The 24,832-nt window shown below is 63.6% G+C and carries 21 protein-coding genes; 8 read left to right on the plus strand and 13 right to left on the minus strand.

Annotation, left to right across the window (positions count from 1 at the left end; all coding sequences use genetic code 11):
* Positions 1 to 67 precede the first annotated feature (67 nt).
* Together V1286_RS36030 and V1286_RS36035 are read left to right on the plus strand one after the other, a co-directional pair.
* Positions 68 to 787 carry a ribonuclease activity regulator RraA gene (locus tag V1286_RS36030; protein ID WP_334488277.1) on the plus strand — a complete coding sequence of 240 codons (720 nt, stop codon included), beginning with the start codon at positions 68 to 70 and terminating at the stop codon, positions 785 to 787.
* Between the two features lie 55 nt (positions 788 to 842).
* On the plus strand, positions 843 to 2,285 hold the full coding sequence (locus tag V1286_RS36035; protein ID WP_334488279.1) for an aldehyde dehydrogenase family protein: 1,443 nt from the start codon (positions 843 to 845) through the stop codon (positions 2,283 to 2,285).
* A 50-nt stretch (positions 2,286 to 2,335) separates the two neighbouring features.
* On the opposite strand, the gene V1286_RS36040 is transcribed toward V1286_RS36035, so the two are convergent.
* The 9 genes from V1286_RS36040 to V1286_RS36075 form a co-directional block, all read right to left on the minus strand.
* Positions 2,336 to 4,453, minus strand: coding sequence for a S9 family peptidase (locus V1286_RS36040; RefSeq protein ID WP_334488282.1), 2,118 nt, complete (start codon positions 4,451 to 4,453; stop codon positions 2,336 to 2,338).
* A gap of 166 nt (positions 4,454 to 4,619) precedes the next feature.
* A complete protein-coding gene (locus tag V1286_RS36045; protein ID WP_334488284.1) occupies positions 4,620 to 6,332 on the minus strand; it encodes an ABC transporter permease in 1,713 nt (570 codons plus the stop codon).
* Positions 6,333 to 6,543: 211 nt separating this feature from the next.
* Positions 6,544 to 7,611, minus strand: coding sequence for an ABC transporter substrate-binding protein (locus tag V1286_RS36050; protein WP_334488286.1), 1,068 nt, complete (start codon positions 7,609 to 7,611; stop codon positions 6,544 to 6,546).
* A 25-nt stretch (positions 7,612 to 7,636) separates the two neighbouring features.
* On the minus strand, positions 7,637 to 8,698 hold the full coding sequence (locus tag V1286_RS36055; RefSeq protein ID WP_334488288.1) for an ABC transporter ATP-binding protein: 1,062 nt from the start codon (positions 8,696 to 8,698) through the stop codon (positions 7,637 to 7,639).
* Positions 8,699 to 8,990: 292 nt separating this feature from the next.
* Positions 8,991 to 9,341 (minus strand): DUF805 domain-containing protein, encoded by a 351-nt coding sequence (locus V1286_RS39085; RefSeq protein ID WP_417021219.1) that lies wholly within the window; start codon positions 9,339 to 9,341, stop codon positions 8,991 to 8,993.
* A gap of 156 nt (positions 9,342 to 9,497) precedes the next feature.
* Positions 9,498 to 10,682 carry a pyridoxal-phosphate-dependent aminotransferase family protein gene (locus V1286_RS36060; protein ID WP_334488291.1) on the minus strand — a complete coding sequence of 395 codons (1,185 nt, stop codon included), beginning with the start codon at positions 10,680 to 10,682 and terminating at the stop codon, positions 9,498 to 9,500.
* Positions 10,683 to 10,847: 165 nt separating this feature from the next.
* Complete coding sequence (locus tag V1286_RS36065) at positions 10,848 to 11,684, minus strand: LssY C-terminal domain-containing protein (protein ID WP_417021220.1); 837 nt, start codon at positions 11,682 to 11,684, stop codon at positions 10,848 to 10,850.
* 55 nt (positions 11,685 to 11,739) lie between these two features.
* Entirely contained in the window at positions 11,740 to 12,471 is a 732-nt protein-coding gene (locus tag V1286_RS36070) for a thermonuclease family protein (protein WP_334488294.1), read from the minus strand.
* 275 nt (positions 12,472 to 12,746) lie between these two features.
* Positions 12,747 to 14,480: a hypothetical protein gene (locus V1286_RS36075; RefSeq protein ID WP_334488297.1), complete on the minus strand. Its 1,734-nt coding sequence runs from the start codon at positions 14,478 to 14,480 to the stop codon at positions 12,747 to 12,749.
* A 374-nt stretch (positions 14,481 to 14,854) separates the two neighbouring features.
* Between V1286_RS36075 and V1286_RS36080 the strand changes: the two genes are divergently transcribed.
* Positions 14,855 to 15,694: a caspase family protein gene (locus V1286_RS36080; RefSeq protein ID WP_334488299.1), complete on the plus strand. Its 840-nt coding sequence runs from the start codon at positions 14,855 to 14,857 to the stop codon at positions 15,692 to 15,694.
* Between the two features lie 164 nt (positions 15,695 to 15,858).
* Here V1286_RS36080 and V1286_RS36085 read toward each other — a convergent pair whose 3' ends face one another.
* On the minus strand, positions 15,859 to 16,752 hold the full coding sequence (locus V1286_RS36085) for an efflux RND transporter periplasmic adaptor subunit (RefSeq protein ID WP_334488301.1): 894 nt from the start codon (positions 16,750 to 16,752) through the stop codon (positions 15,859 to 15,861).
* Positions 16,753 to 16,945: 193 nt separating this feature from the next.
* On the opposite strand from V1286_RS36085, the gene V1286_RS36090 reads away from it, so the two are divergent.
* Entirely contained in the window at positions 16,946 to 17,176 is a 231-nt protein-coding gene (locus V1286_RS36090; protein ID WP_334488303.1) for an AbrB/MazE/SpoVT family DNA-binding domain-containing protein, read from the plus strand.
* The gene (locus tag V1286_RS36095) at positions 17,173 to 17,577 is read left to right on the plus strand and encodes a PIN domain-containing protein (protein ID WP_334488305.1); all 405 of its coding nucleotides are present in this window, start codon (positions 17,173 to 17,175) and stop codon (positions 17,575 to 17,577) included. Before V1286_RS36090 ends, V1286_RS36095 begins: the two co-directional genes overlap by 4 nt.
* 52 nt (positions 17,578 to 17,629) lie before the next feature.
* Here V1286_RS36095 and V1286_RS36100 read toward each other — a convergent pair whose 3' ends face one another.
* Both V1286_RS36100 and V1286_RS36105 read right to left on the minus strand, forming a co-directional pair.
* Entirely contained in the window at positions 17,630 to 18,502 is an 873-nt protein-coding gene (locus V1286_RS36100) for an alpha/beta fold hydrolase (protein WP_334488307.1), read from the minus strand.
* Between the two features lie 80 nt (positions 18,503 to 18,582).
* Positions 18,583 to 19,428: a class I SAM-dependent methyltransferase gene (locus tag V1286_RS36105; protein ID WP_334488310.1), complete on the minus strand. Its 846-nt coding sequence runs from the start codon at positions 19,426 to 19,428 to the stop codon at positions 18,583 to 18,585.
* Positions 19,429 to 19,697: 269 nt separating this feature from the next.
* On the opposite strand from V1286_RS36105, the gene V1286_RS36110 reads away from it, so the two are divergent.
* From V1286_RS36110 to V1286_RS36120, 3 genes are all read left to right on the plus strand, one after another.
* Entirely contained in the window at positions 19,698 to 21,278 is a 1,581-nt protein-coding gene (locus tag V1286_RS36110) for a winged helix-turn-helix domain-containing protein (protein ID WP_334488312.1), read from the plus strand.
* Positions 21,279 to 21,419: 141 nt separating this feature from the next.
* On the plus strand, positions 21,420 to 21,647 hold the full coding sequence (locus V1286_RS36115) for a tautomerase family protein (protein ID WP_334488314.1): 228 nt from the start codon (positions 21,420 to 21,422) through the stop codon (positions 21,645 to 21,647).
* A gap of 213 nt (positions 21,648 to 21,860) precedes the next feature.
* Positions 21,861 to 22,127 (plus strand): YjiS-like domain-containing protein, encoded by a 267-nt coding sequence (locus V1286_RS36120; RefSeq protein WP_334488317.1) that lies wholly within the window; start codon positions 21,861 to 21,863, stop codon positions 22,125 to 22,127.
* 75 nt (positions 22,128 to 22,202) lie between these two features.
* On the opposite strand, the gene V1286_RS36125 is transcribed toward V1286_RS36120, so the two are convergent.
* Positions 22,203 to 24,665 carry an adenylate/guanylate cyclase domain-containing protein gene (locus tag V1286_RS36125; protein WP_334488320.1) on the minus strand — a complete coding sequence of 821 codons (2,463 nt, stop codon included), beginning with the start codon at positions 24,663 to 24,665 and terminating at the stop codon, positions 22,203 to 22,205.
* Positions 24,666 to 24,832 lie beyond the last annotated feature (167 nt).

Genomic DNA, 24,832 nt, shown 5'->3' on the forward strand with positions numbered 1-24,832 from the left:
CTCGAGATTCCGGGTTCGCTCGCTAACGCGAGCGCCCCGGAATGACGACGAAGAAAGCGAGAAAGCTATGACAAAACTGAGCGACGCCACCCGCAACAAACTCAAGACGGTCTCTACCGCCACCGTCGCCACCGCGCTGTTCAAGCGCGGTTTTCGCATCCAGATGATCCAGGACGTGCACCCGCTCGGCCCCGATCAGCCGGTGCTGGTCGGCGAAGCCTTTACGCTGCGCTACATGCCGGCGCGCGAGGATCTCAACAAGATCGACGTGTTCCGCGACCGCGGCCACCCGCAGCGCAAGGCGATCGAGGATTGCCCGCCCGGCGCGGTGCTGGTCATGGACAGCCGCAAGGATGCCCGTGCCGCGTCCGCCGGCGCCATTCTGGTGACGCGGCTGATGCAGCGCGGCTGCGCCGGCGTGATCACCGATGGCGGCTTTCGTGATTCCGCCGAGATCGCGGCTCTCGGCTTTCCCGCCTATCACCACCGCCCCAGCGCGCCGACCAATTTGACGCTGCATCAGGCAATCGAGATCAACGTCCCGATCGGCTGCGGTGACGCGCCGGTATTTCCCGGCGACGTCATCCTCGGTGATCGCGACGGCGTGATCGTGATCCCGGCGCACCTGGCGGATGAGATAGCGGACGAGGCGGTCGAGATGACTGCGTTCGAGGATTTTGTTACAGAGGAAGTGCGCAAGGGCCGCTCGATCCTTGGCCTCTATCCCGCAACCGACGAGCAGACGCCGAAGGATTTTGCTGCTTGGCGCAAGGCCAACGGACGATAGTCTTCTATTCCCGGACGCGCGATCCAAAACCGACGTAACAGTGGAGAAACCGCCCATGCTGATGTTCAACAATCTGATCGACGGCGAATGGTTGTCCGATGGTGCTCGCGCGCCGAACGTCAATCCATCCGATACCAAGGACATCGTCGGCGAAGCCGTGCGCGGCACGCGTGCGCAAGCCGAGGCTGCGATTGCGGCTGCCAAAGCGGCGTTTCCGGCATGGTCGCGATCGACGCCGCAAGCGCGCTACGACATCCTGAAAAAGGCGTCGGACGAAATCCTGGCCCGCAAGGACGAGCTGGGCCGGCTGTTGTCGCGCGAGGAAGGCAAGACGCTGCCGGAAGGCATCGGCGAAGTCGCACGCGCCGGCCAGATCTTTGCGTTCTTTGCCGGCGAATGCCTGCGGATGGCGGGCGAGAAACTCGCTTCCGTGCGCCCCGGCATCGACATCGAGATCACGCGCGAAGCGCTGGGTGTTGTCGGCTTGATCACACCATGGAATTTCCCGATCGCGATTCCGGCCTGGAAGATCGCGCCAGCGCTGGCCTATGGCAACACCGTGGTGGTCAAGCCCGCCGATCTTGTTCCGGGCTCGACCTGGGCGCTGGTCGATATTCTACACCGGGCGGGCCTGCCCAAGGGCGTGCTCAACCTCGTGATCGGGCGCGGTTCTGAAGTCGGCGCGGTCTTGCTGGAGCATCCCGATGTTGCCGCGATCAGCTTCACCGGCTCGGTGGCCACCGGCCAGAAGGTCGCGGCGGCCTGCATTGCTTCGCGGCCGATGAAGAAGTTTCAGCTGGAAATGGGCGGCAAGAATCCGCTGGTCGTTCTGGATGACGCGGATCTGAAGGTGGCGGTGGAATGTGCCGCCAATAGCGCGTTCTTTTCCACCGGGCAGCGTTGCACCGCCGCCTCGCGGCTGATCGTCACCGCCGGCATCCACGACAGATTCGTGGAGGCCCTCACCGAGCGAATGCGCGGCCTGAAGGTCGACGACGCCGTCAAGGCCGGCACGGATATCGGCCCGGTGGTAGATCAGAGCCAGCTCGATCAGGATCTCAAATATATCAGCATCGGCAAGGACGAAGGCGCCAAGCTTGCCTTCGGTGGCGAACTTCTCAATCGCGCGGCGCCCGGCTTCTATCTGCAACCGGCATTGTTCACCGGCGTGGCCAACACGATGCGGATCGCGCGCGAGGAAATATTCGGGCCGGTGGCCGCGGTCATCAGGGTCAAGGATTATGCCGAAGCGCTGGCGACCGCCAACGACACCGAGTTTGGCCTGTCATCCGGCATCTGTACCACCAGCCTGAAATACGCCAGCGACTACAAGCGCAATTCCGAAGCCGGCATGGTGATGGTAAACCTGCCGATCGCCGGCGTCGATTACCACGTGCCGTTCGGCGGTCGAAAGGGCTCCAGCTTCGGTGCCCGTGAACAGGGCCGCTACGCCGCTGAGTTCTATACGACGGTCAAGACGGCTTATACGATGCCGTAATGAGTTGCCGGCTCCCTCACCTGGCGCGTAGCGCCGGGTGAGGGAGCCACTTAGACCTCCGCCTTCTCCGTCAGCCCCACCGCCCACAGCGCGAACGCATAGGCGATCGCCACTTCATCCAGCCGGTTGAACCGCCCCGACGCGCCGCCGTGGCCGGCGCCCATGTTGGTGCGCAGCAGCACCGGGCCGCCGCCGCTCATGGTCGGGCGCAGCCGCGCGATCCATTTCGCGGGCTCCCAATAGGTGACGCGCGGATCGGTCAGGCCGCCCATCGCCAGGATGGCGGGATACTCCTTTGCCGCGAGGTTGTCGTAGGGCGAGTACGACAAAATGGTGCGAAAGTCCTTTTCGCTCTCGATCGGATTACCCCATTCCGGCCATTCCGGCGGCGTCAGCGGCAGCGTGTCGTCGAGCATCGTGTTGAGTACATCTACGAACGGCACCTCGGCGACGATGCCCGCGAACAATTCATCTGATCGGTTGGCGACCGCGCCCATCAGCATGCCGCCGGCGCTGCCGCCATGGCCGACGATGCGCTTTGCGCTGGTGTACTTCGCCTCGATCAGTGCGCGCCCGGCCGCGGCGAAATCATCGAACGAGTTCGTCTTCTTCTCGCGCTTGCCGTCGAGATACCAGCCCCAGCCTTTATCCGCGCCGCCGCGGATATGCGCGATCGCATAGACAAAGCCGCGATCGACCAGCGACAGCCGGTTGGCGGCGAACGAGGCCGGCATCGCCATGCCATAGGAGCCGTAGCCGTAGAGCAGCAGCGGCGCGTTGCCGTCGCGTACCAGATCCTTGCGGTGCAGGATCGAGACCGGCACCAACGCGCCGTCATGCGAGGTCGCCATGATGCGCGTGGTGACGTAGTCGGCGGGGTTGTGGCCGGACGGAATCTCCTGCCGCTTGCGCAGCAGGCGCGCCCGCGTGGCCATGTCGTAATCATAGACTTCCGCCGGCGTCGTCATCGACGAATAGGAGAACCGCAAATTCGTGGTCTCGAACTCGTAGCTGCCCATGGTGTCGAGCGAGTAGGCCGCCTCGTCGAAGGCGATGGCGTGCTCTTCGCCCGTCGCGAGATCGCGGATGATGATCGCGGGCAGCGCGTTGGCGCGCTCCAGCCGCACCATGTGGCCGGCATAGAGTTCGACATCGAGCACATAGACGCCCTCGCGATATGGAATCAGGTCGCGCCAGTTGGCGCGTTCGGGGGCGGCGAGGGGCGCTGTCACGACCTTGAAGTCGATCGCGTCATCCGCGTTGGTGAGAATGAACAACTCATCGCCGCGGTCGGCGAGCGAATACTGCACGCCTTCCTCGCGCGCCGCGACCAGCCGCGGCGGCGCCTCGGGATGTTCGAGGTCGATCAGCCGTTGCTCCGAGGTCTCGTGATCGCCGCCGGCGATGACGCAGAAGCGGCCGGAAGAGCTTTCGTGCAGATGGGTGAACCAGCCGGAATCCTGTTCCTCATAAACCAGCGTGTCGTCGGCCTGTTTGGTGCCGAGCTTGTGGCGCCAGACCTGCATCGGGCGATGGTTGTCGTCGAGCTTGACGTAAAAGAAGCTGTTGCAATCCTTGCTCCAGACGATGCCGCCGTCGGTCTCCTCGACCAAATCGTCTCGGTCGGCCCCAGTGCTCCAATCGCGCACGCGAATCGAGAAATATTCCGAGCCCTTGGTATCGGCGCTCCACGCCTGCAGTTTGTGGTCATGCGAATGCCGTGCGCTGCCGAACTTGAAGTATTCGTGGTTTGCGGCCAGCGCGTCGCCGTCGAGCACGATCTGCACGTCGCCGCCATCGCGCGGCGTGCGGCCGAACAGTTCATGCTGCCCGCCCTCGCGGAACTTTCGCAAATAAGCAAATGGGCCGTCCGGTGCGGGCACGCTGGAATCGTCTTCCTTGATCCGCCCGCGCATTTCCGCGACCAGCTTCTTCTGCAGAGGGCCGGTATGGCCGAGCAGGCTCTCGGTGTAGCCGTTCTCGGCTTCCAGATACTTTCTGATATCCGGGTCGAGTATCGCTGGATCGCGCAGCACCTCCTGCCATCTGGCATCCTTCAGCCACGCATAGTCGTCGGTCACCGTAATGCCGTGCGTGGTGAAGGTGTGCGGGCGGCGCGGGGCTGATGGAGGCGACAGGGCAGGTTTCTCGGTGGCGGCTTGGGTCACGCGGTCCTCGTGGGGCTCAATGATTGTGCCTTATATCGGGGCGAATGTGGCGGATTACCAGATGTGTAGGGTGGGCAAAGCGACAGCGTGCCCACCATTCCTTGCGGAGGGCTTGATGGTGGGCACGGCGCAAAAGCGCCTTTGCCCACCCTACGGCTCGGGGCTTCTAACTATTCCGCAGCCTCGCCGCGGCGCCGCCGCCGAACACCGGAATTCGGTTCACCGCCAGCACTACTGCAAAAGTGATCACCAGCATCGCGATGCCGAGCACCGAGATGGCGGCGAGATCGCCGCTTTCGTTGAGGTCGTAGATCAGGACCGACAGCACCTTGGTCTGCGAGGTGAACAGCACGATCGCCGCGGATAGCTCCCGCATCACGCCGATGAAGATGAAGCACCAGGTCGCGATCACGCCGGTGCGCAGCAAGGGCGCGGTGATCTGGCGCAGCGTCTGCAGCCGCGTCGCGCCGAGGATGCGGCTGGCGTCCTCCAGCTCGGGATGAATGGTCGCGAACGCCGCCTGCAATTGCTGATAGGCCGACGGCAGGTTGATGGTAAGGAACGCCACCAGCAGGATCCACAGCGTGCCGTAGAGCACGAAGGGCGGTCGCGTGTAGCTCAAAAACAGCCCGACGCCGAGCACGATGCCGGGCACCGCGACGGGGGCGGTCGCGAGAAAGCCGAGCACGCGATGGCTCGCGATCACGCGCCGGGTCGTGACATAAGCGACGACAAGGGCGAGAATCGTGCCGATGGTCGCCGTCGATGCGCCCAGGATCACGGTGTTCTTCAGCGCGAGCTGGGTCGACGACAATTCGGTGAACACGAACACGATGTTGTGCAGGGTCGCCGTCGACGGCGTCACCAGCGTGGTCGCGTTCGGCGAGAACGCCGCGTTGAGCAGCGCGAAATAGGGCAGGAACACAGGATTGAGCAGCACGAGCAGACAAAACGCCAGTGCCACCCAGCGCCATCCCTTCATCTCGATCGGGCGCGGCGCGCCGTATTTGCCACCGACCACGGAGAAGCCGCGGCGGCCGAGCAAAAACTTCTGGCCCTGCAGCAGCAATATCGTCAGCAGCAGCAGCGGCACGGCGGCGGCCGCCGCAAGTTCGAGTTTTGGCGGATACTGGAACAGGCTCCAGATCTTTGTCGTCATGGTGTGGAAGCCGGCCGGCAGCGCCAGGATCGCGGGCGATCCGAACAGCGTCATCGCCTGCAGGAACGCGATCAGGGCGCCCGCGACCAACGCGGGCAGCGCCAAGGGAATCGTCACGCGCCGCGCCGTGGTCCAGGCCTTGCCGCCGAGGATGGCGGAGGCGTCCTCCAACTCGCCCGGCATGTTGTCGAGCGCGTTGGCGACCAGCACGAACACGAATGGAAAGGTGTAGCAGGAGATCACGAAGATCAGTCCGGTCAACGAATAGATGTCGAACAGCGGATCTTCGGCGCCGGTGAGATAGCGATAGAGCTGGTTCAACAATCCGCTGTTGGGCGCCGCCAGCAATTCCCAGGCGACCGCGCCGAGAAACGGCGGCGTGACAAAAGAGGCCGTCACCAGCGCGCGGATCGTCTGCCGCCCCGGCATGTCGGTGCGCGACACCAGCCAGCCGATCGGAGCTGCGACAAGGCAGCAGACCACCGCCGAGGTGGTGGCGATGATTGCGGTCGTCAGCAGCGGATCGAGGAACGCCGGGTCGGTGAACAGCGTGACGAAGTTCTGCAGCGTCGGATGCCGTGCCTTGTCCGTGAACGCGAAAACCGCCAGCCACGACATCGGCAGCACGATGAGCACGATCATGAAGGCAGCGAACAGCCACAGGACGGGGCGGGTGAGGTCGATGCGGGATTTGGGAGCGTCGGTGGTGGTTATGGTCATGTCATTTCCACAAGCGAAGTGCAGCTCCCTCGCCCCGCGCTTTGCGGGGAGAGGGTTGGGGTGAGGGGTCTCACCGCAAATTCGGACTCGCGGAGAGCCCGCTCACCCGCCGCGCATCTTTCGATGCGCGTCGGCCTAAGAGCGAGCTTCGCTCGTCTCGACTCCCCGCAGGCGGGGCGAGGCGGGACAGAGAACGCCGCTGCTCCCATCCTCAAACCCTGAACAACCGCGCATAGCGCGTCTTGATCTCTTCCGCCATCTTCTCGACCCCTGCGGCATCTTCCTTCATCAGCTTGATGTCCGAAATCTTCCACCGCCCCGGCTTCGATTGCACCTGCGCGTGAACGGAATACTGCGCGGTAAAGTCGGTGAAGAATTGTTGGGTCTCGCGGGTGTGCAGCCAGGCCTGGAACAGCCGTGCGGCATTTGGGTGCGGCGCTGACGCAAAGATAGCGGTCGGCCCCGAAATCGTCGGCGCGCCTTCGGCCGGATAGATCGGTTCAACCGGTTGACCGGCTTCCTTCAGCAGCACGATGCCGTATTCATTGCCGTCGGCCATCACGGCGCGTTCGCCAAGCGAAAGCTTTTTCGGCGGATCGGTCGAGGACTGCACCTGCATTACCCGCTGCTTCGACAGCTTCTCCAGGTAATCCCAGCCCAGTTCACGGACCAGCTGGAAGGTCGCAGTCATGATGGTGCCGCTATAGGCCGGATGGCCCTTGACCATCTTGCCTGCCCATTTGGGATCAAGCAGGTCGGCAAAGCTCTTCGGTGCGTCTTCGGGCTTTACCAGATTGGTGTTGTAGGCAATCGACGACAAATAAATCCGCGAGGTGGCGGACATGCCGTCGGGGTCGCGATATTCAGGAAGAAAATGCCGGGCCATATCCTCCGATACAAATGGCGCCAGCCAATTGTTTCGTTTCCAGGTGATGATGTGCGACGCATCCGAGGTGTTGATCACGTCGGCTGCGCGGATGCCCGAACCGAATTCCTGGTCGATCCGCTGAAACAGCCGCTCCGAGCCGGAACGTTCGATCTGAATGGTGATGCCGGGATAGGCGGCCTCGAACGCCTTGCCGAGCTTTTCGCCGACCGGCAGGTCCATCGACGAATAGAAGATCAATTTGCCTTCCTTCTTCGCCGCCTCCACCAGCTCAGGCGTGATCGCGACCGGCTCCGGCGCCTGGGCACGAACGGGGGAGGCGAACATGGTGCCGGCGGCAAGCGTGGCCGCGCCTTGCAGGATGTCGCGCCGCGAAAGTTTTCGTCCCTTCATCGCGTCCTCCTGTTTCCTTTTTTCTTTAACGCCTCAGCGCCCGGCAGCGCTCAGGCGGCAGCGTCAACCAGACCTCGCTGCCCTTTTGCACATTGGTTTCGGTCGGCGTGGTGGCGCGCAGACTGGTGCCGTCGGCCACTTCCACCATGTAGTCGCGCGCGGCCCCCAGATAGACCTGCCGCGTCACGACGGCCTTGATGGCGTTCTCGGGCGAAGCCGGCGCCTGCGCCGACAGGGCGATATCGTGCTGGCGGATCGCGACCACGGCGCCCTCACCCGCCGTGAGCGGCGCGCCGACCACCTGCAACGTCGCGCCAGCAAAGGAAATGTGGTTGGCATCGCGCGCGGTGCCCTTGATGACATTGCTGGCGCCGATGAAGCGCGCGACGAATTCGGACTCGGGGCGGGCATAGATGTCTTCGGGCGTACCGAGCTGGTCGATCCGGCCGCCGTTCATTACCGCGATCAGGTCGGCCGTGGTCATCGCCTCGGACTGGTCGTGGGTGACATAGACGGTGGTGTAGCGATATTCATCGTGCAGGCGGCGGATCTCGAACCGCATCTCCTCGCGCAGATTGGCGTCGAGGTTGGACAGCGGCTCGTCGAGCAGCAGCGTCTGCGGCTCGACGATCAGCGCGCGCGCCAGTGCCACGCGTTGCTGTTGTCCGCCGGATAGTTCGCCGGGATAGCGCTGCGCCAGCGCCTCGAGTTTTGTCGTGGCCAGAATCGCCGCCAGTTTCTTTGCGATGGTGTCGCGGTCCATTTTGCGCAGGCGCAGGCCGTAGACGATGTTTTCCGTCACCGTCATGTGCGGCCACAGCGCGTAGCTCTGAAAAATCATCGACATGTTGCGCTGCTCGGGCGGCAGCGTGCGCGCCTTCGAAGACACCAGCCGCTCGCCGACATGGATCTCGCCGTCGGAAGGTTCGAGGAAACCCGCGATCAGCCGCAGCGTCGTGGTCTTGCCGCAGCCGGAGGGGCCGAGCAGGCAGACCAATTGTCCATGGTCGATTTTCAAGGAGACGTTATCGACCACCGCAAGCGAGCCAAATCGCTTGGTCAGGCCGCGCAAATCAACGGACGCCAATCGCCTCACTCCCACCTTCGTTCTTGCACGGATCAGCGCCCGGCTTGGTATGCCAGTATACGGACAAAAACGGGTTGGGAAAGAGTAGGATGGGTGGAGCGAAGCGATACCCATCATTTAGATGCGGCTGAGGGAGCGCGAGAACGCGATTTCTCTCACCATGTGAAATGCAGTCACGCTGCGTTAGCGGGGACGACAGTGCGGGTGGAGCGCAGCGATAACCATCAATCAAACCAGGCGTGTACTCATAAATCAGGCGCTTAGTCTTGGTCGCGCCTTAGCGCAGATTATTTTAGAACCAAACCGGGGGTCGTCCAAATCTGTTATCCATGGCGTCACCCGGATAAAAAAGCAAAACCAGTGGTGTGAACAATCCAGCGACGGGGAGGCAAATAAGTAAACTGGATAGGCCCGATTTGTTGATATCGTGAAACCGCTTCGCCATGGCTGCAAATAAAACCCAGATAATAACGATTAGATTTGCAACCCCCGTGAATACGCCGAGATCGCCCATCGCGTGAAGGCTGGGCCATGTCAACGCGAAGATGGCTAGCGATCCTAGGTATCCAACTAGCATGACCACCGCGTATTGAAGTCTGTTTATCCGACCGTAGAAACTGAAGAATCCGCGCAGGTAGTTCATGTGCAGTCGCAACGGCTATGCCGTTCCTTCCAAGCTTACGAACACTCAACCGCTACAGTGGCCTGTAGGATGGGTGGAGCGAAGCGATACCCATCGTTGCTGCCGTGATGGATATCGCTTCGCTCCACCCATCCTACCAGTGATACAGGTCGGGGCTCACGCCCTGACGTTCTCGCCGAGATATTCGATCGCGGCCTCGGTTCCGCCCTTGCCGTGGGGAATATTGAGCGCGTTGAGGCCGACCTCGATGACGCCGAGCGTGCCCAGAATCATCGGCGCATTCACATGGCCCATGTGGGCGATACGAAACGCCTGGCCGGATAGATCGCCAATTCCAGTGCCGAGCACCACGCCGCATTTGTCCTTGCAGTAGCGCTGCAGCGCAGCCGGATCGAAGCCGTTCATCGTCACCGTCGTCACCGTGTTGGAGCGCTCATTGGCCTCCGCGATGTTGAAGCCGAGCACCTGGCCCTCGGACCACGCCGCGACCGCGCGGCGCACCGCCTCGGCGAGCAGGCGATGACGCAGAAAGGCGTTTTCAAGTCCCTCGACATGGAGCATGTCGATCGCCTTGCGCAGCGCGAACAGCAAATGCACCGGCGCGGTGCCGGCATATTTACGGTAGTGCTCGGCTCCTTCGCGCTCGGTCCAGTCCCAATAGGGCGTGCGCAGGTTGGCCTTTTTGTGCACTTCGCGGGCGCGGTCGTTGGCGGCGACGAAGCCCAGGCCCGGCGGCGTCATCAGGCCCTTCTGCGAGCCGGACATCGCGACGTCGATGCCCCATCTATCCATCTCGAACGGCATGCAGCCCAGCGAAGCCACGGTGTCGACCATGAACAGCGCCGGATGGCCGGTAGACTTGATCGCCTTGCCGATCGCTTCGACGTCGTTATAGGCGCCGGACGCAGTATCGACCTGCACCGCGACGATCGCCTTGATGGTGTGATCCTTGTCCTGCTTCAGCCGAGCCTCGACTTCCGCGGGACGGATCGCGCGGCGCCAGTCGCCCTTCAGCACTTCGACCTCGACGCCCATCGCCGCCGCCGCCTGACCCCAACCGATCGCAAAGCGTCCGCTTTCCAGCACCAGCAGCTTGTCGCCGCGCGACAATACGTTGGACAGCGTCGCTTCCCATGCGCCGTGGCCGTTGGCGATGTAGATGTAGGATTTGCCCTTGGTAGCGAATAGTTTTGAGAGATCGGCGAGCAGGCTGTCGGTCAGTTCCAGCATCTGTTCGGAATAGATATCGAGCGCCGGGCGATGCATCGCCTGCAGCACTTCGTCGGGCATGGTGGTAGGTCCCGGGATGGCCAGAAACTCCCGGCCCGCGCGAACGGTCATTTGTTGTTTTTCCTTATTGGCAAGCACGCGGAATCGAGGCGCGTGAGATTCAGCTGGCATAATATTCGATCGAGATCGTCATTGCGAGCGCAGCGAAGCAATCCAGAGCTGCAAAATAGATCAAATTGCACTCATTGCTCTTCACAACGACGGCAATCAGCACAGCTATTTCCCGACCGCCTTGGCGATGGCGGCCCAGATCTGATCCTTCAATTCGGTCGCCGGCGGGCTCGGGATCGTCACCGCAGGTCCGTCGCGCTTTTTGCAGGCTTCGACCAGCCGCAGCACCCAGATTTCGCCGTCGGTGTAATAAAGATCGCCGCCGCCATTGTGGCCCGCAATCGTCGGCCCGATGCCGGTGACCTGATATTTCGCCTCGACCATGCCGGCGGTTTCCAGGTCAGCCGCAAGCAGCGCGCGCTCGGCGTCGAGATCGGGGCTGATGTGGTGCGTGACCGCAGCGGTGTATTTGCTGACGCCGACGCCGCGATCCTCCGTGGCCGCGCCAAGCCAGACCGGACGCTTCTCCGCGCCGCTGTCCAGCACCTTCCAGTAGCGCACATGGTTGCGCTGGTCGGCGCTGGCCCCGATCGGCTTTTCATAGGCGAGATCCTCGCGGCGGCCGAGATAATAGAGATTGCTCACCGGCGCGTCCTTGTAGGGCCGGTCGAGCAGCACGCTGCCGACGATCTCGATCGAGGATTTCAGCGTGATCCGGTCGGCGGGGTACCAGCCGGCCGCGTGCATCGCGCAGACGACGTCCTTGGTGTCGCCGACCAGCCCGACATTGATCGGATCGCCGGGAATGCCCTGACCGGTCCGCGTCACCATAGGTAATTGGGCGAGGCCTTTTTGATGTTCGTAATGGGTCCAGAAAAACGGCAGGATCAGATAGGCGACGGCGCCGTAGACGATGACAACGAGCAGCAAGATCCAGGCCGCGCGCTTCCACAGCGAACGCTTCGGTTTGACCGGGGATTGCGCGCCATCGGTGTCGGTCACATCCAGCGCTCCGCGATGTCAGGCCCCCGAAGGGTAGCACGTCTGGGCTGTAGTGCTACCGCCGCGTCTCGCGGCAGCCCGCGGCTTCGGCCTCCTCGACCGAGCAGAACCAGCGCGTGCCCTTTGAGATCTTCATCTCGATCTTCGCATACCATCGGCTTGTCGGCTGGTGATAGATGCATTCGCCGGAGCGGTTGACATTGCCCTTGATGGTGCAGTCCGGCGAGGGCGCCACCGAGCCGGATGCCGACGCCAGCAGGATCGCCCTGGCGTTCTCCGGCGGCTTGACCGCGCCAAGGATCGCCGTCTTCTTGTTGCGGACGCGCCAATCCCATGGCGCGATGAACGCCCCTTGCCACATCCCCGCCTGGGCCTCGCGCGCGGCTTTCTCATCTGCCTCATAGTCGCGCGAGATACGCGTAGCCGCCAGCGCCCAGCCGTTTGACACCAGCCATTTCTGGATGTCCTCGCCGTCGGCCTCGCAGCGCGCCACCGTGCGGCCGCGGCGATCGGTGACGGCCCTGGTATGGCAGGTCCAGCTCTTGCCCCCGAAGCGTTTGATCAGTTCGTCGCGCGCGGCGGCGCCGCAGGCCCAGCGCTCGCTTTTGGTGTTGAGGCAGAGCTGATCGACGGCCGGCGCGTCGATGCCGCCCAGGCGGATGCGGCTGTTGCCGATCTGGAGGTGATCGCCTTCACGGATTTTCGGGACGCCGGTGATATCTGCCGCCTGCGCCATGGCGGGGAGCGACAGCAGCAAAACGGCGGACAGCAATTTCCGTAAACTCATCGGCAGTCTCAGCGAAATGATGCGGATAGTGCGGACAATGGGGCCATCTTGCCAGCGCCGGAACGTCGCATCGCTTTCAACTTCCCGCGAGATGTTCAAACCCTCCCCTGGAGGGGGAGGGTCGCCGAGCATCGTGAGATGCTCGGCGGGGTGGGGTGACAGTCTCTCCTATCGAACGGTGCCCGAGTTGAGAGATCACCCCACCCCGTTTCGCATTTCGCTTCGCTCCATGCGAACCGACCCTCCCCCTCCAGGGGAGGGTAAGCGAGCGCGTTTCACGCATTGCCCCTCATCATCACGCCTCGCGCCAGCGTCAGCCCCATCAACACAAACGCCGACGTCACCTCGGGTCCGCCGACCAGAATCCGCGTCGGCGTCTTCATCTTGTTCCATTCATAGGCCTTGTACGGCCCATGCCTGCCGCCTTCGCCGAGATGGGCCGTGATGCAGTTGAGCGCCGCCGCGAAGCTCGAAACATCGGCGCCGAGATGCGCCAGCGCCATCAGCGCCAGCGCGGCGTCGAACGGGTTCATCTCGCGCGCGGTCAATTCACCCTCGACATAGGCCAGCACCTTGCCGCGGATGAACGCGAACGTGCCGTCGGGATCGATCGCCTTCCGCGCCGCATCAGGCAACGCCATGAACGCGGCATGGCAGCGGCCGAAATAGGCGGAGTAGAGTTCCGGCAAATAATAGATGTGCGAACGCGGATTTCTAAAGGCGCCGCTTTCGACCAGCCGCCGCTGGAAGCCGATGATGCGATGCACCGTCTCCAGCCGCGAAGGCGTCTCCAAAATTTTCCAGCGCGTAAGGTTGCGGAAAGAGACTTCGAGAATGTCGAGATTGAGGGTAGGATCGAGGTCGTTGCCGTAGGGCCGGTCGCCGGCGAGATTGTCGATCCAGGTGACGACGCCACCCTCGTAATCGATGTTGTCGTTCAACGGCACGGTGACGCGCGGCTCGTTGGCGCCCTCGCGCACCTGATAGCCGCGGTAGAAGTCCAGCAGCGGCTGGTCGAGGATCGGATCGGTCGAGCCGGCCTGCGTCGCCGCCGAGAACGAGCACGCGGTGGTGTCGCAATCCGGCACGTAGATGCCGAAGCCTAAGTCCTGCTTGATCTGGGCGAAGAAGCGCGAGAAACGCGGATGCGGCAGCGGCGCGAGCGCCGTGATCACGCGCACCGTCGAGCCGTCATGCGAGGACACTTCCTCGGCTGAGGTCTTCAGGCAGAAATCCACCATTTCCGAAATCGCGCGCCGCGACGCAGCGGCCTCATCGGCGGATGCCAGCCCGCTCTCGACATAGCTCAGCAGCGCCTCGGTGAAGAAGGCGTCGTAATAGGCCGAGCGGTGGCGGATCTGCATCGGCTGCCACATCGGCTCGGCGATGCCCGTCCAGGGCGGGTTGATCAGGGCGCGGGCCGGCGAATGCGCGATGAAGATCCGCGCCAGGCTGAACAAGAGCGTCGAGTTCTTGTAGCCGCGCGAGTTCAGCCCGGTCAGCGCCGTCAGCATTTCGCGCCCGCCCATGTCGGGGTCGCCGATCAGGTTGAAGGCCGCATAGGTCGGGATGAAGCCGTTCTTGGCGAACGAGCCCAGCAGATGGGCGCCGCAGCGGCGGATCACCCGGTCGATCTCGCTTCCATCAGCCGCCCGGCCGGCGGCCGCCCGCTTCTGCGGGGCCGGGTGATGCACGCCGATATCGGCCATCAGCTCGGCGATCGGGGCGCCGACCGCGGCCCAGTCCGGCTCGTCATCGTCGCGCGCCCTTATCAGGGCCTCCTGCAAGGTGCCCAGTCGTTTTTCGTCCCGCAGCTCGGGCAGCCCGGTCCGCCGCAGCAGCGGCCGCAGCGCCGGATTGCCCAGCGCCGTCCGATAGAACTTGCCGAGATGGGGGTCGCCGCCGCGGTATTTCAGCAGCACGGGATCGCAGACGTCGTACAGCGAGGGGCCATCTTTCCGGGCGGTCAGCGCCCGGAATGCGGCGCCGGCGATGGTGTGGAAGCCCATGCAGTTTCTTTCCGCCGGAACGGTGAAGGGAGGGTCACGTTAAGCATGGCATACAGCTTAACGCGGCCACCGCCGGCCGGATCGGGCCCGCAAGCCCTTGAAAACTAGACAAATCCACGAAAAATACAAATGTGATCCGGGTCACTTAACTGGAATTAACCTTCCGCCAGTATTGGGCGGCTATTGGTTCCATGCACCAAATGAGGTTGTTCGGGAAGGCCCGACAGGCTAAAAGCCCGGTTGTTGCGGTGCCGCAAATTGATCGCAATTCGACGGCACACACCTTGCAACCCCTTCAAACCTGAACGGTCCTGACGCGACTAACTGGCGCGGTCTTGTTTGGTGCCTTTGAATAAACTTGGGATGGTAATGTGATGAACCTCGGTCAGCTCCGCATCTCCCGCCGCACCGTCACCATTGCCGTTGCCTTCGTAGGCCTGGTGTCGCTGGCGATCGGCGCCCATGCAGCGTTGAACAAGCGCTCGCTCGACGCCGCCAAGGCGATCGGGAGCGAACAAACCGGCTCGATCGGCACATCGGCCAGCCGCGTGGCGCTGGTGATCGGCAACGGCCACTATCCGGATGCGTCAGCGCCGCTGTCCCAGCCCATCAACGATGCCCGCGGCCTCACCGCAGCTTTGCGGGCCAAGGGTTTTGACGTCGACGTGGTCGAGGACGCCACCAAGGACGACATGGCCCGCGCCATTGTCCGCCTGAAGGCCAAGATCCAGCCGGACACCGTGGCAATGCTGTTCTTCGGCGGCTACGGTGTCCAGGTCGGCCGCGAGAGTTTCATGATCCCGGTCGATGCCGCAATCTGGAAGGAAGCCGACGTCCGCCGCGACGGCGTCTCCATCGAACAGGTGCTGGACGCGATGACCGAGAAGGGCGCCAAGGCCAAGCTCGTCGTCGTCGACGCCTCCCGCCGCAACCCCTATGAGCGCCGCTTCCGCTCCTACTCGCATGGGCTCGCCCCGATCTCCACGCCGGAAAACGCGCTGATCCTGACCTCGGCGACGCCGGGCAAGGTGGCCGATGACGGCAAGGGCCAGTACAGCGTGCTGGTGACCGAGCTGCTCAACAATTTGAGTTCGCAGTCCGGCGCGGCAAGTGCTTTCAACAAGACCCGCATCTCCGTCTCCCGCGCCTCCGACGGCGAGCAGGTGCCGCAGGTGTCGTCGTCGCTGCTGGAAGACGTCCGCATCGGCGGGTAGGGGCCAGGCCAGCTCCCTCCACCCGATCGTCCCTGCTTTCGCATGCGAACGCAGGGACCCATACGGCGTGATCTATCAAGTGAAACGCGGTCGCTGATATCTTACCATACAACGAACGCCGGTGGTTATGGGCCCCTGCGTTCGTTCGCAGGGGCGACGGATACCTACTTCGTATCCGCGCTCGCCGTCACCGCCCGCACAGGGTCGCCTTCGCGGAGCAGCGCGCCGGCGCGCGCCACCACGATGTCGCCTTCCTGCAGCCCGGAGGTGATCTCGACCTGCCCGGCCGACATCAGCCCGGTCTCCACCCGCCGCGTTTCGACGCGTGCGCGCCGCACCACCTGCACGACGGTGCCGGCGGAGCCATAGAGGATGGCGGTGAGCGGCACCGAGACGCCGCAGCTCTGCCCGGTCTTGATCTGCGCGCGGCCTGACGAATTCACCAATAGCCGCCGGTTGGTGGTGACGCCGAGGAACACCTGCGCGAGCTGGCTGTTCGGCTCGACCGTGGTCGACAGCCGCCGCACCCGCCCGTCGACCTCGCCGGCGCCGATCACCTTGATCCGCGCGGTCTGGTTGACCTGAAGTTTGGCGATGTCGCGCGTCGGCACCATGCCGACCAGATCGAACTCGCTGCGCGCGATGATCGAGAACAGCGCTTCGCCCTTGGCCGAAGCCATCGCACCGACCGAAGCCGTCGAGGCGGAGATCACGCCCGCCACCGGCGCCTGCACCGTGATCTGCCCGCCCTCGGGGAGGGTCAGCCGCGCCAGCACCTGACCTGCGGTAACGCTGTCGCCCGCATCCACCATCACCTCGGCGACCTTCAGCCCCATCCGCTCGGGCCGCACCTGCGTCTCCTCCCGCGCAATGATGGTGCCGGAGACCTCGACGATATTGGCGAAACAGGATTTCGCGGCCTTGAGCACGGTGACGGCGGCGCCCTTTGGGGGGGCTTCGTCGTCGGCGGCGAGGGGGGAGGTAGAAAGGCAGAGCAGGCCAGCCACCGCCGCAGCGAACAGCCTTCGCGACGGGGCGGACGCAGTGAAATAGGTCATCGGCAATCCAGTCCAATAATTCACATCATGAATATCAGAAGGCCGGCCGCGGAGCCAAGGCCAACGCCGGCCGCACCGGATCCGCGCGCCTCGTTCGACCGATGCGGGCGGTGATGGACGAAAACGTCCCGGCTGCGTCCCCTTGAAATGATATCATAAAGATGATATCATTTATGGGTTATTGGAGGATGCTATGCAGGTTTCGAAATGGGGTGACAGCCTGGCCGTGCGGCTGCCCAAAGCCCTGGTCGAAAAGATGGGTCTGCGTGCCGGCGACGAACTCGACATCGTCGACGTCGCCGAGCGAACGCTGATCGTCCAGAAGGAAGACCGCCGCAAGGCTGCGCTCGAGCGTCTGGCTTCGCTCAACTGGACGCTTCCTTCCGATTACAAGTTCGATCGGGACGAGGCGAACGAGCGGTGAAGGCGTTCTTCGATACCAACATTCTCGTATACACCGCGACTTCGGACGCCAGAAAACAACGGGCGGTGGATTGCCTGAGCCGCGGCGGTGTCGTCAGCGTTCAGGTGCTGAACGAGTTCGTTCACGTCGCCCGCCGCAAGCTTCGTCATGACTGGCCGCAGATCGAATTGGCGCTCGGGCTGTTCCGCGCGTCGCTCGATGACGTCTTGCCCGTCACGCTGAACACGCACACGGGCGCCGTGTCCCTCGCCCGCGAGCACGGCCTGCCGTTCTACGACGCCCTGATCGTCGCCGCCGCCATCGAGGCCGGTTGCGACACGCTGTTCAGCGAAGACATGCAGCATGGCCGCAGCATCGGCGGCCTCGCCATCGTCAATCCGTTTCTCGATAGTGCACCGTAGTCTGCCGCCCTCGGGCAGGTTCGGCCGTGCCGGCAAGGGTCATCTTGAAATGTCACCCCTCCGCCAAGCTGACGGCCTCCGCCGGCGCCGCCTCTCCGGCCAGCGGAACGCCGGCCAGGTCGTCCGCGCGGGCGATATGCTGCGCGATCGCGGAATTGACTGACAAGGCATGGGTGAGCGGGAGCATATGGCCGGCAGCCGGCAAATGCCGGATTTCCGCGCCGTCCATGATCGCGCCGAGCCGCTGCACGATGCGTTGGGTGACGAAGGGCGATAGCCCGCCCGAAAACAGCAGCGTCGGAACGCGAAGCGAGGCCGCCGCGGTGGCTACATTCTCTTCGGCGAACGCCGCGGTGAAATCGAATGCAAGCTTGTCGGCGCGCTCAACCATGCGCTGGCGGACGCTTGCCGGCAGTGGATCCTGCGGACCGGACCCATTCCAGAACTCGATGAACATGTCGATCGCCTCCAGCGCCGATCCATTCCAGATGTCCTCGGAAACGTCACGCGCGACCTGGGCGAAACGCGCGTGAAGCCGCCGGTCCGCGTCGCTCTCGCACAAAAGCGTCGGCAGCACCGGCTCGATCAGCGTCAGGCTGCGCAGGCGATGCGCGAACGCCGAGCAGGTCGCGATCTTGAACGCAATCGCGCCGCCGTAGGAATGGCCGACGAGATGGATGGGGCCCTCCGCGTCGTTGAGCTGGCCGTTCAGGCATCGAACTTCCTCCGCGAGCGTCAGCGGCAGGTCCACCGCGCAGTAGCTATTGGTGCCATAGCCCGAGATGTCAGGGGCGAAGAACGGATGCTCGCGCCCGAGTTCATCGGCGAGCGTCTTCCATTGGCGCCCCGAGCCGAGCGAGCAATGCAGCGCCACGACGCAAGCCTTTTCGCGCTCTCGGCGCGAGATGTGAATCACATTGGTCATCGAAATGCTCCTTATTTTTATGTGGGACGCCACCAGCGGGCCATGCGAATGGCCCGCCGAAGCCTTGCTGGCGCGCCGTTTCACCGCTTGGTGATGACGACCTCGAGATATTCGCTGGGCACGACCATGGTGCCGTCGCCGGACCTGTTCATGCGAACAATCAGCGCATTCAGATCGTTATGCAGCTCTTCCTGTTTCGCCGGGTCGAGGGCGGCGAAGGCTTTCAGCACCGGGCCGTAATACGTCTTGAACACGTCGAGGAAGTGCGCCGGCGAGCGATAGCGGAACTTGAACAGGCGCGATTCCGCTCGGATCGCGCGCGCATCAGCGTCGAACATTTCGGTGAGCCGCGCGCGCGTTCCCCACAGCGCCGGCGATTTGGCCCCGGCGGGAGGCGGCAGATATTTGCCGAGCGTCTTGAAGATCTGTCCGATGAAACCTTCCGGCGTCCAGTTCGCGAGGCCGATCTGGCCCTTGGGCTTGCAGACCCGCATCAGCTCGGCGGCCGCGCTGTCCTGGTTCGGCGTGAACATGACGCCGAAGGTGGAGAGCACCGTGTCAAAGCTGTTATCGTCGAACGGCAGGTTTTCCGCGTCGGCTTCCCTGAATTCGATTTGCATGCCTTCGGCTACTGCGCGCGCCTGGCCGCGCTCCAGCAACGCCGGCACGTAGTCGGTCGAGGTGACGTCGCACCACCGCCGCGCCGCGGCAAGGCTCGCCATGCCGTTGCCGGCGGCGACATCGAGCACCTTTGAGCCGGCCTTGAGATCGAGCGCCTCGCACAGCTCCTCGCCGACGATCTGCAGCGTCGCGCCGACAATAGCGTAGTTGCCCGAGGACCATGCGGCCTGCTGACGCGTCTTCAGGGCTGCGAGGTCGGGGGCGGGCGGGATCGGGGTCGCTGCGGTCGCAGTCTGGCCGGCCATGGGTGTCTCCTTGATCTGGATCATGCGGCCACGGGAGGGGCCACGATGAACCGAACATCGCCCTGTCAGGACCTAAAGACTGTGATGCCGGGCTGATTTTGCCTTGAGACCACCCTGATTTTTCAGTGAGATTTCTCTTTCTGTGAGATTTCACACACTTTCCCGCCGGGAAATTCGGTCTACCTCGCACCGGGAGCGGGACAAACAAAATGACCGGAAATCGCGTGCCGGGACAAAGTGATCTAGGATGATTTAACCGGGATGAAGCCGTGCGATTTCACTTTTCCAACCATGTACTTGATGTCGACCTGCGTGAGCTGACCCGCGGCGGCGAGAGCATCGCGGTCGAGCCGCAGGTGTTCGATCTCCTGGTTCACCTGATCGAAAACCGCGACCGCGTCGTCACCAAGGACGATCTGATCGAGACGATATGGGACGGCCGCATCGTCTCCGAATCCACGTTGACGAGCCGGATCAACGCCGCGCGCAGGGCGGTCGGCGACAGCGGCAAGGATCAAGCCGTGATCCGCACCATTGCGCGAAAGGGTTTTCGTTTCGTCGGCGACGTGCAGCCGAAAGCCGCGAACGGCAGGTTGGCGCGCGCCGATGCGCCTTCCTCGCCCGGTTTCGCCGGCGAGCTGCAGCATCGACAACTCCCGGCGCTCGATCGCACCGCGATCGCCGTGCTGCCGTTTGCCAATCTTAGCGGCGAGCCGGAGCAGGAGTATTTTTCCGAAGGCATCAGCGAGGACATCATCACCGCACTGTCGAAGCTGCGCTGGTTCTACGTGATCGCGCGGAATTCCTCGTTCAGCTACCGGGGCAAATCCGTCCACCACAAAGAGATCGGCGCGGAGCTCGGCGTCGGCTATGTCGTCGAAGGCAGCGTGCGCAAGGACGGCGACCATGTGCGCATCAACGCTCAGCTCGTCGATGTGGCGAGCGGCAGTCAGCTCTGGGCCGAGCGCTACGACCGCAATCTCGCCGATGTGTTCGCCGTGCAGGACGAAATCACCCAGGCCGTGGTCGCGGCGATCGAGCCGCAGCTCTATGCGGCTGAGGATTTCCGGGCCCGGCGCAAGACGCCTGATAATATGGACGCGTGGGATCTGGTGATGCGCGCGCTGTCGCATTACTGGCGCGTGACGCGGCAGGACAATCTGGTGGCGCTGGCGCTTCTGGAAAAGGCGATCAGCGTCGATCCTTCTTACGGCCAGGCGCTCAGCCTGCTGGCGGCCTGCCATACGTTCAGCGCCCATATGGGCTGGCAGGAAATCACCAAAGTGGTTCCGGTGGCGGAGCGGGCGGCGCTGGCGGCGATCCGGGCCGACAGCGAGGACGCGTGGGCGCATTATGCGCTCGCCAGCGTCTATCTGTTCAACCGGCGCTTCGATGATTGCATCGCCGAGTTCGAGCTTGCGCTTCGGCTCAATCCCAATTTCTCGCCCGCGCGCGGCCTCTATGGCGTTGCGCTGTCCTATCGCGGGCGCTGGGAGGAAGGCGATCGCGCCGCGCGCGAGGCGCTGAAATTCTCACCGCGCGATCCCTTTGCCGCGATCTATTGCGGCGTCGCGGCCTATTGCCAGTATGTCGGCAAAAATTACGCGGAGGCGATCCGCCTGTCGCGCGAAGCGTTGCGCCAGCGCACCGATTTTGTCGGCGCCCACCGCGTGCTGACCGCCTCCCTCGGCATGGCCGGCGACACTGACGCCGCCAAATCGGCCCTCGAAGGCCTCCGCCGCGCCCAGCCCAACATCTCGCTCGCCTGGCTCGCCAGCGGACTGCCGTTCGAACACGAGGCGGACAAGGCGCATTACCTGGAAGGGTTTGGGAGGGCGGGCCTGCGATAACTGAGATCTGCATAGCTCCGCGGTGATATCTCAAGCTGAACTGGACGACAAATCATAGCTGTCTGAAAGTCTTGGCCGACTGTCACGGGCATGTTGATGCTGCCCTCGCTCTCGCGAGGCAAGCATCAAGAAGAGAACTACATGCCGTTGATAGAGGTTCACGTCATCGAGAACGTGTTCAATTCCGAGCAGAAGCGCCAGATGATCAGCAAACTCACCGACGCCATGGTATCGATCGAAGGCGAGAGCATGCGCGGCGTTACCTGGGTCAAGATTTCCGAAGTCGCGAGCGGCGATTGGGGCATCGGCGGTCAGCCGCTGACCACGGAAGCCGTCAAGGATCTCGCGGCCGGGCGAAAGGTGGCCTGACGAGTTTCGCCTCGCATCGCCGGCGGGCTGGCCCTGCCGGCGGTGTGGCATATCGCTTCCTCATTCAGATCTTCACGTAGTCGTGTCCGGTATCCGTCGCGCCTTTAGGCGTACGCGCCGAAGCCTGCTGACACCATGCTGGCAGCAGGCCTTCGGTAGAAAGCATGCTCGGCAACTTGACCGAGTTCCAACTACTCTTTGAAGAACATCGCCATGACCGTACTGACCACCATTCCGACCTCCGCCACCAGGCCATTTGCTTGGCGAACTGCAGTTTGGCTGGCGCGCGTTCGCCGGACCATCAACCGCCTCATCGCGGCGGTGATCTCGCGCCACGAGCGTCACGCCGCGCGCGAGGCCCTGCGCAAGCTCGACGATCGCCATCTCAAGGATATCGGCATGTACCGCACGCAGATCGACAGCAATCTCGAAGAACTGGCGCAGACCCGCGCGCGAATGCAGCAGTCCGGTTGGCACTGACGGGCGCGTGCGGCGTCGCCGCTCATCGTCAGTCGGTCGCAACGGTTACCGCGACGCGCGCGCGGCACACTCATTCTAAGACATCTTCTTCCGTCGCGCCGCGGCCGCCGCATCAACCACGTTGTCGACTTCCTCGCGCCAGCTCATGATTTCCGCCGCCAAAATCGGATGATTGAATCCCTTCAGATTCAAATCATCGATTGGCCGCCCTTCCACCCACGGCTCCACCATGCCGTAGACACGCCTCGACACCACGATCTGGTTGGCCTTGGCTTCGTCGCACAGCCGCGACGCAAGATTGGTGACGCTGCCGATCGCGGCGTATTCCAGCCGCTGCTCAAAACCGATCTGGCCGAGCGTGGCGTAGCCGAGCGCAATGCCGATGCCGAAGCCGAGATTGTGGCCGCGGTTGCGCCACTTGTCGGTCAGCCCGCCGATAGTGTCGCGCATCTCGACCGCCATGCGAACGGCGCGCGCGGTGTGGTCGTCGAACTGGATCGGCGCGTTGAACAGGATCATCACGCCGTCGCCGGCATAGCGGTCGAGCGTGCCTTCATACTTGAAAATCAGTTCGCCGAGCGCCGCGTGATATTCGCGCAGCACGTTCATCGCCTCTTCCGGTTCAGTGGTCTCGGTGAACGCCGTAAACCCGCGCAGATCGCAGAATACGACGGTGACCTCGCGGCGGTGGCTGTCGAGCAGGCCCTCATGGCCGTCGGAGGAGGCGATCAGTTGCGCCACCTGCGGCGCGAGGAAACGCTCCAGCCTTCGGATGCGCTCGATCTCGCCGAGCTGCGTCTCGACGCGCTCCTCCAGCGAGCGGTTCCAATCCTTGAGCTGATCGGTCTGTTCCTGCAGCTTGTCGGCCTGCTCGCGCACGATGTCGTTGGCGGCCAAAAGCTCGCGGCTCTTATGATCCACCTCGGTGAACAGCCGCGCATTGCGCATTGCCAGCACCGCCTGGTGCGCAAACGTCTTCATCAGTCCGATCAGATTGGCGGAGAATTCGCCCTCGTTCCGCCGCAGCACCACCAGCGAACCCAGAATGCCGGTCTGGTCGACCAGCGGCACCACCAGCACCGAGTGGAATCCGGCTTCGATTACGACATCGCGCAAGGGATGTTCGGGCGTCGCGCCGAGCTGGGGTATCGCGATCGGCTCGCCGCTCGTTGCGGCTTCGCCGAGCGGCGAGTTGTCGGCGTCGATAGCGCGGTGGCTGCCTTCGGCCGACGGGTCGATGCCGATCGCTTCCGTCAGGTTGAACTGGTGATTGCCGGCGTCATAGCCATAGATCAGCACGGCGTCGGCGTGGGTGATTTCCAGCGCGCGCGCGGCGACCGTCGGCAGCACGGCGTTGAGGTCGAGCGAGGAGGCGACCGCGCGGCCGACCTCCTCGAGCACCTTGAGCTCGTTGATCGACTGCGCCAGATCGCGCGTCCGCTCCTTCACCTTGGATTCGAGGTTCGAATAGGTCTCGGCCAACTGCCCGGCCATGCCGTTGAACTGGTTGGCGAGCTCCTCAAGTTCGTCCGATGTCTTCACCTCAATGCGATGTCCGAAATCGCCGGCGCCAAGACGCCTGGCGCCGGCCTGCAGCGCCGTGATCGGCACCAGCATGCGCCGCGCCATGATGGTGCCGGCGATGATCGCGACCACGAGGCCGAGCGCGATCAAGAGCGCGATCCGTACCAGTTGATCGCGGATCGGCGTCAGCGCCTGCGCCGTCTCCTGTTCGAAGAACACGTGCCAGCCGAGCTTCGGCACCAGGCTCGATGTGGTCAGCACGGCGTTGCCCCTGGCATCCTTGCCCGACGCCGGCGCCACGCCGCCGGGCTTGCTGACGGCAGCGACCTGCGGCAGCGCCGACAGATTCTTGCCGACTTCAGGCCCGTTCGAGGAGGTGGCCAGCACGTCACCCTTGGAATCGGTGATATAGGCAAACGCCACCTTGCCGACCTGGGCATCGATCAAAAACTCCGACAGGAAATCAAGGTCGATCTCGGCGACAGTGGTGCTGCCATCGGCATGCGCCAGCGCGATCGACATCAACGGCCGTTCACCGCGGAAGTAGGCCGGCGCAAAATGGGTGCCGCGCGAGATAGCCTCGGTAAATCTGCGGGAAAAATCGGCGTCGCTGCCGAGCGTGACGGTCTGGCGCGTGTGGCGGAGTTGCTCACGGCCCTGGCTGTTGAGGAACGAGAGCTGGCTGACCTGCGGCACCTGCCGCAGCAGTTGCGCATAGTCTTCGCGGTGCTGCTCCAGCGTTGCAGCTTCGGTGATCTTGGTGGCGCTGGCGCGCGTTACCCAGGAAATCTGCCGCTCGAGGTCGGACAGGGATTGCTGGATCCGCTTGGCGGTCGCCTCCGCCTTCTCGCTCATGCCGTCGTTGAGCGAGCTCTTGATGCCGCGGTAAGTGATCCAGACTTCCATCGCGCCGTTGATGGCCAGCACGAACACGACGAGGCCGACCAGCGCGACGACGTATTTGGCGAACAGGCCTTCGCGCAGAAACCCTATTCTGTCCTTGACCTCGTTCATCCGGACCCTCGTGCCGGCCCACGGCTTGGGCGCGCATCGGCTTGTCACTGGCGCCGGTCTGTCTCGGCAGCCCCGGCGTGGGGTCTGTCTAGCACGAATTGGGGGGAGGGGCTGTGAGCCCGCCGACATGGTTAGCCCCAATTGTGGGCAGGGATCGCGGGGAATCC

This window comes from Bradyrhizobium algeriense (assembly GCF_036924595.1).
Taxonomy (GTDB): Bacteria; Pseudomonadota; Alphaproteobacteria; order Rhizobiales; family Xanthobacteraceae; genus Bradyrhizobium; species Bradyrhizobium algeriense.

Bases quoted from the DNA above. Each gene is read 5' to 3' on its own strand.
- V1286_RS36090 (WP_334488303.1), top strand. From the start codon at position 16,946: ATGCAGGTTTCGAAATGGGGTGACAGCCTGGCCGTGCGGCTGCCCAAA.
- V1286_RS36120 (WP_334488317.1), top strand. From the start codon at position 21,861: ATGACCGTACTGACCACCATTCCGACCTCCGCCACCAGGCCATTTGCT.
- V1286_RS36105 (WP_334488310.1), bottom strand. From the start codon at position 19,428: ATGGCCGGCCAGACTGCGACCGCAGCGACCCCGATCCCGCCCGCCCCC.
- V1286_RS36075 (WP_334488297.1), bottom strand. From the start codon at position 14,480: ATGGGCTTCCACACCATCGCCGGCGCCGCATTCCGGGCGCTGACCGCC.
- V1286_RS36115 (WP_334488314.1), top strand. From the start codon at position 21,420: ATGCCGTTGATAGAGGTTCACGTCATCGAGAACGTGTTCAATTCCGAG.
- V1286_RS36035 (WP_334488279.1), top strand. From the start codon at position 843: ATGCTGATGTTCAACAATCTGATCGACGGCGAATGGTTGTCCGATGGT.
- V1286_RS36045 (WP_334488284.1), bottom strand. From the start codon at position 6,332: ATGACCATAACCACCACCGACGCTCCCAAATCCCGCATCGACCTCACC.
- V1286_RS36050 (WP_334488286.1), bottom strand. From the start codon at position 7,611: ATGAAGGGACGAAAACTTTCGCGGCGCGACATCCTGCAAGGCGCGGCC.
- V1286_RS39085 (WP_417021219.1), bottom strand. From the start codon at position 9,341: ATGAACTACCTGCGCGGATTCTTCAGTTTCTACGGTCGGATAAACAGA.
- V1286_RS36070 (WP_334488294.1), bottom strand. From the start codon at position 12,471: ATGAGTTTACGGAAATTGCTGTCCGCCGTTTTGCTGCTGTCGCTCCCC.
- V1286_RS36125 (WP_334488320.1), bottom strand. From the start codon at position 24,665: ATGAACGAGGTCAAGGACAGAATAGGGTTTCTGCGCGAAGGCCTGTTC.
- V1286_RS36085 (WP_334488301.1), bottom strand. From the start codon at position 16,752: ATGACCTATTTCACTGCGTCCGCCCCGTCGCGAAGGCTGTTCGCTGCG.
- V1286_RS36100 (WP_334488307.1), bottom strand. From the start codon at position 18,502: ATGACCAATGTGATTCACATCTCGCGCCGAGAGCGCGAAAAGGCTTGC.
- V1286_RS36030 (WP_334488277.1), top strand. From the start codon at position 68: ATGACAAAACTGAGCGACGCCACCCGCAACAAACTCAAGACGGTCTCT.
- V1286_RS36080 (WP_334488299.1), top strand. From the start codon at position 14,855: ATGAACCTCGGTCAGCTCCGCATCTCCCGCCGCACCGTCACCATTGCC.
- V1286_RS36060 (WP_334488291.1), bottom strand. From the start codon at position 10,682: ATGACCGTTCGCGCGGGCCGGGAGTTTCTGGCCATCCCGGGACCTACC.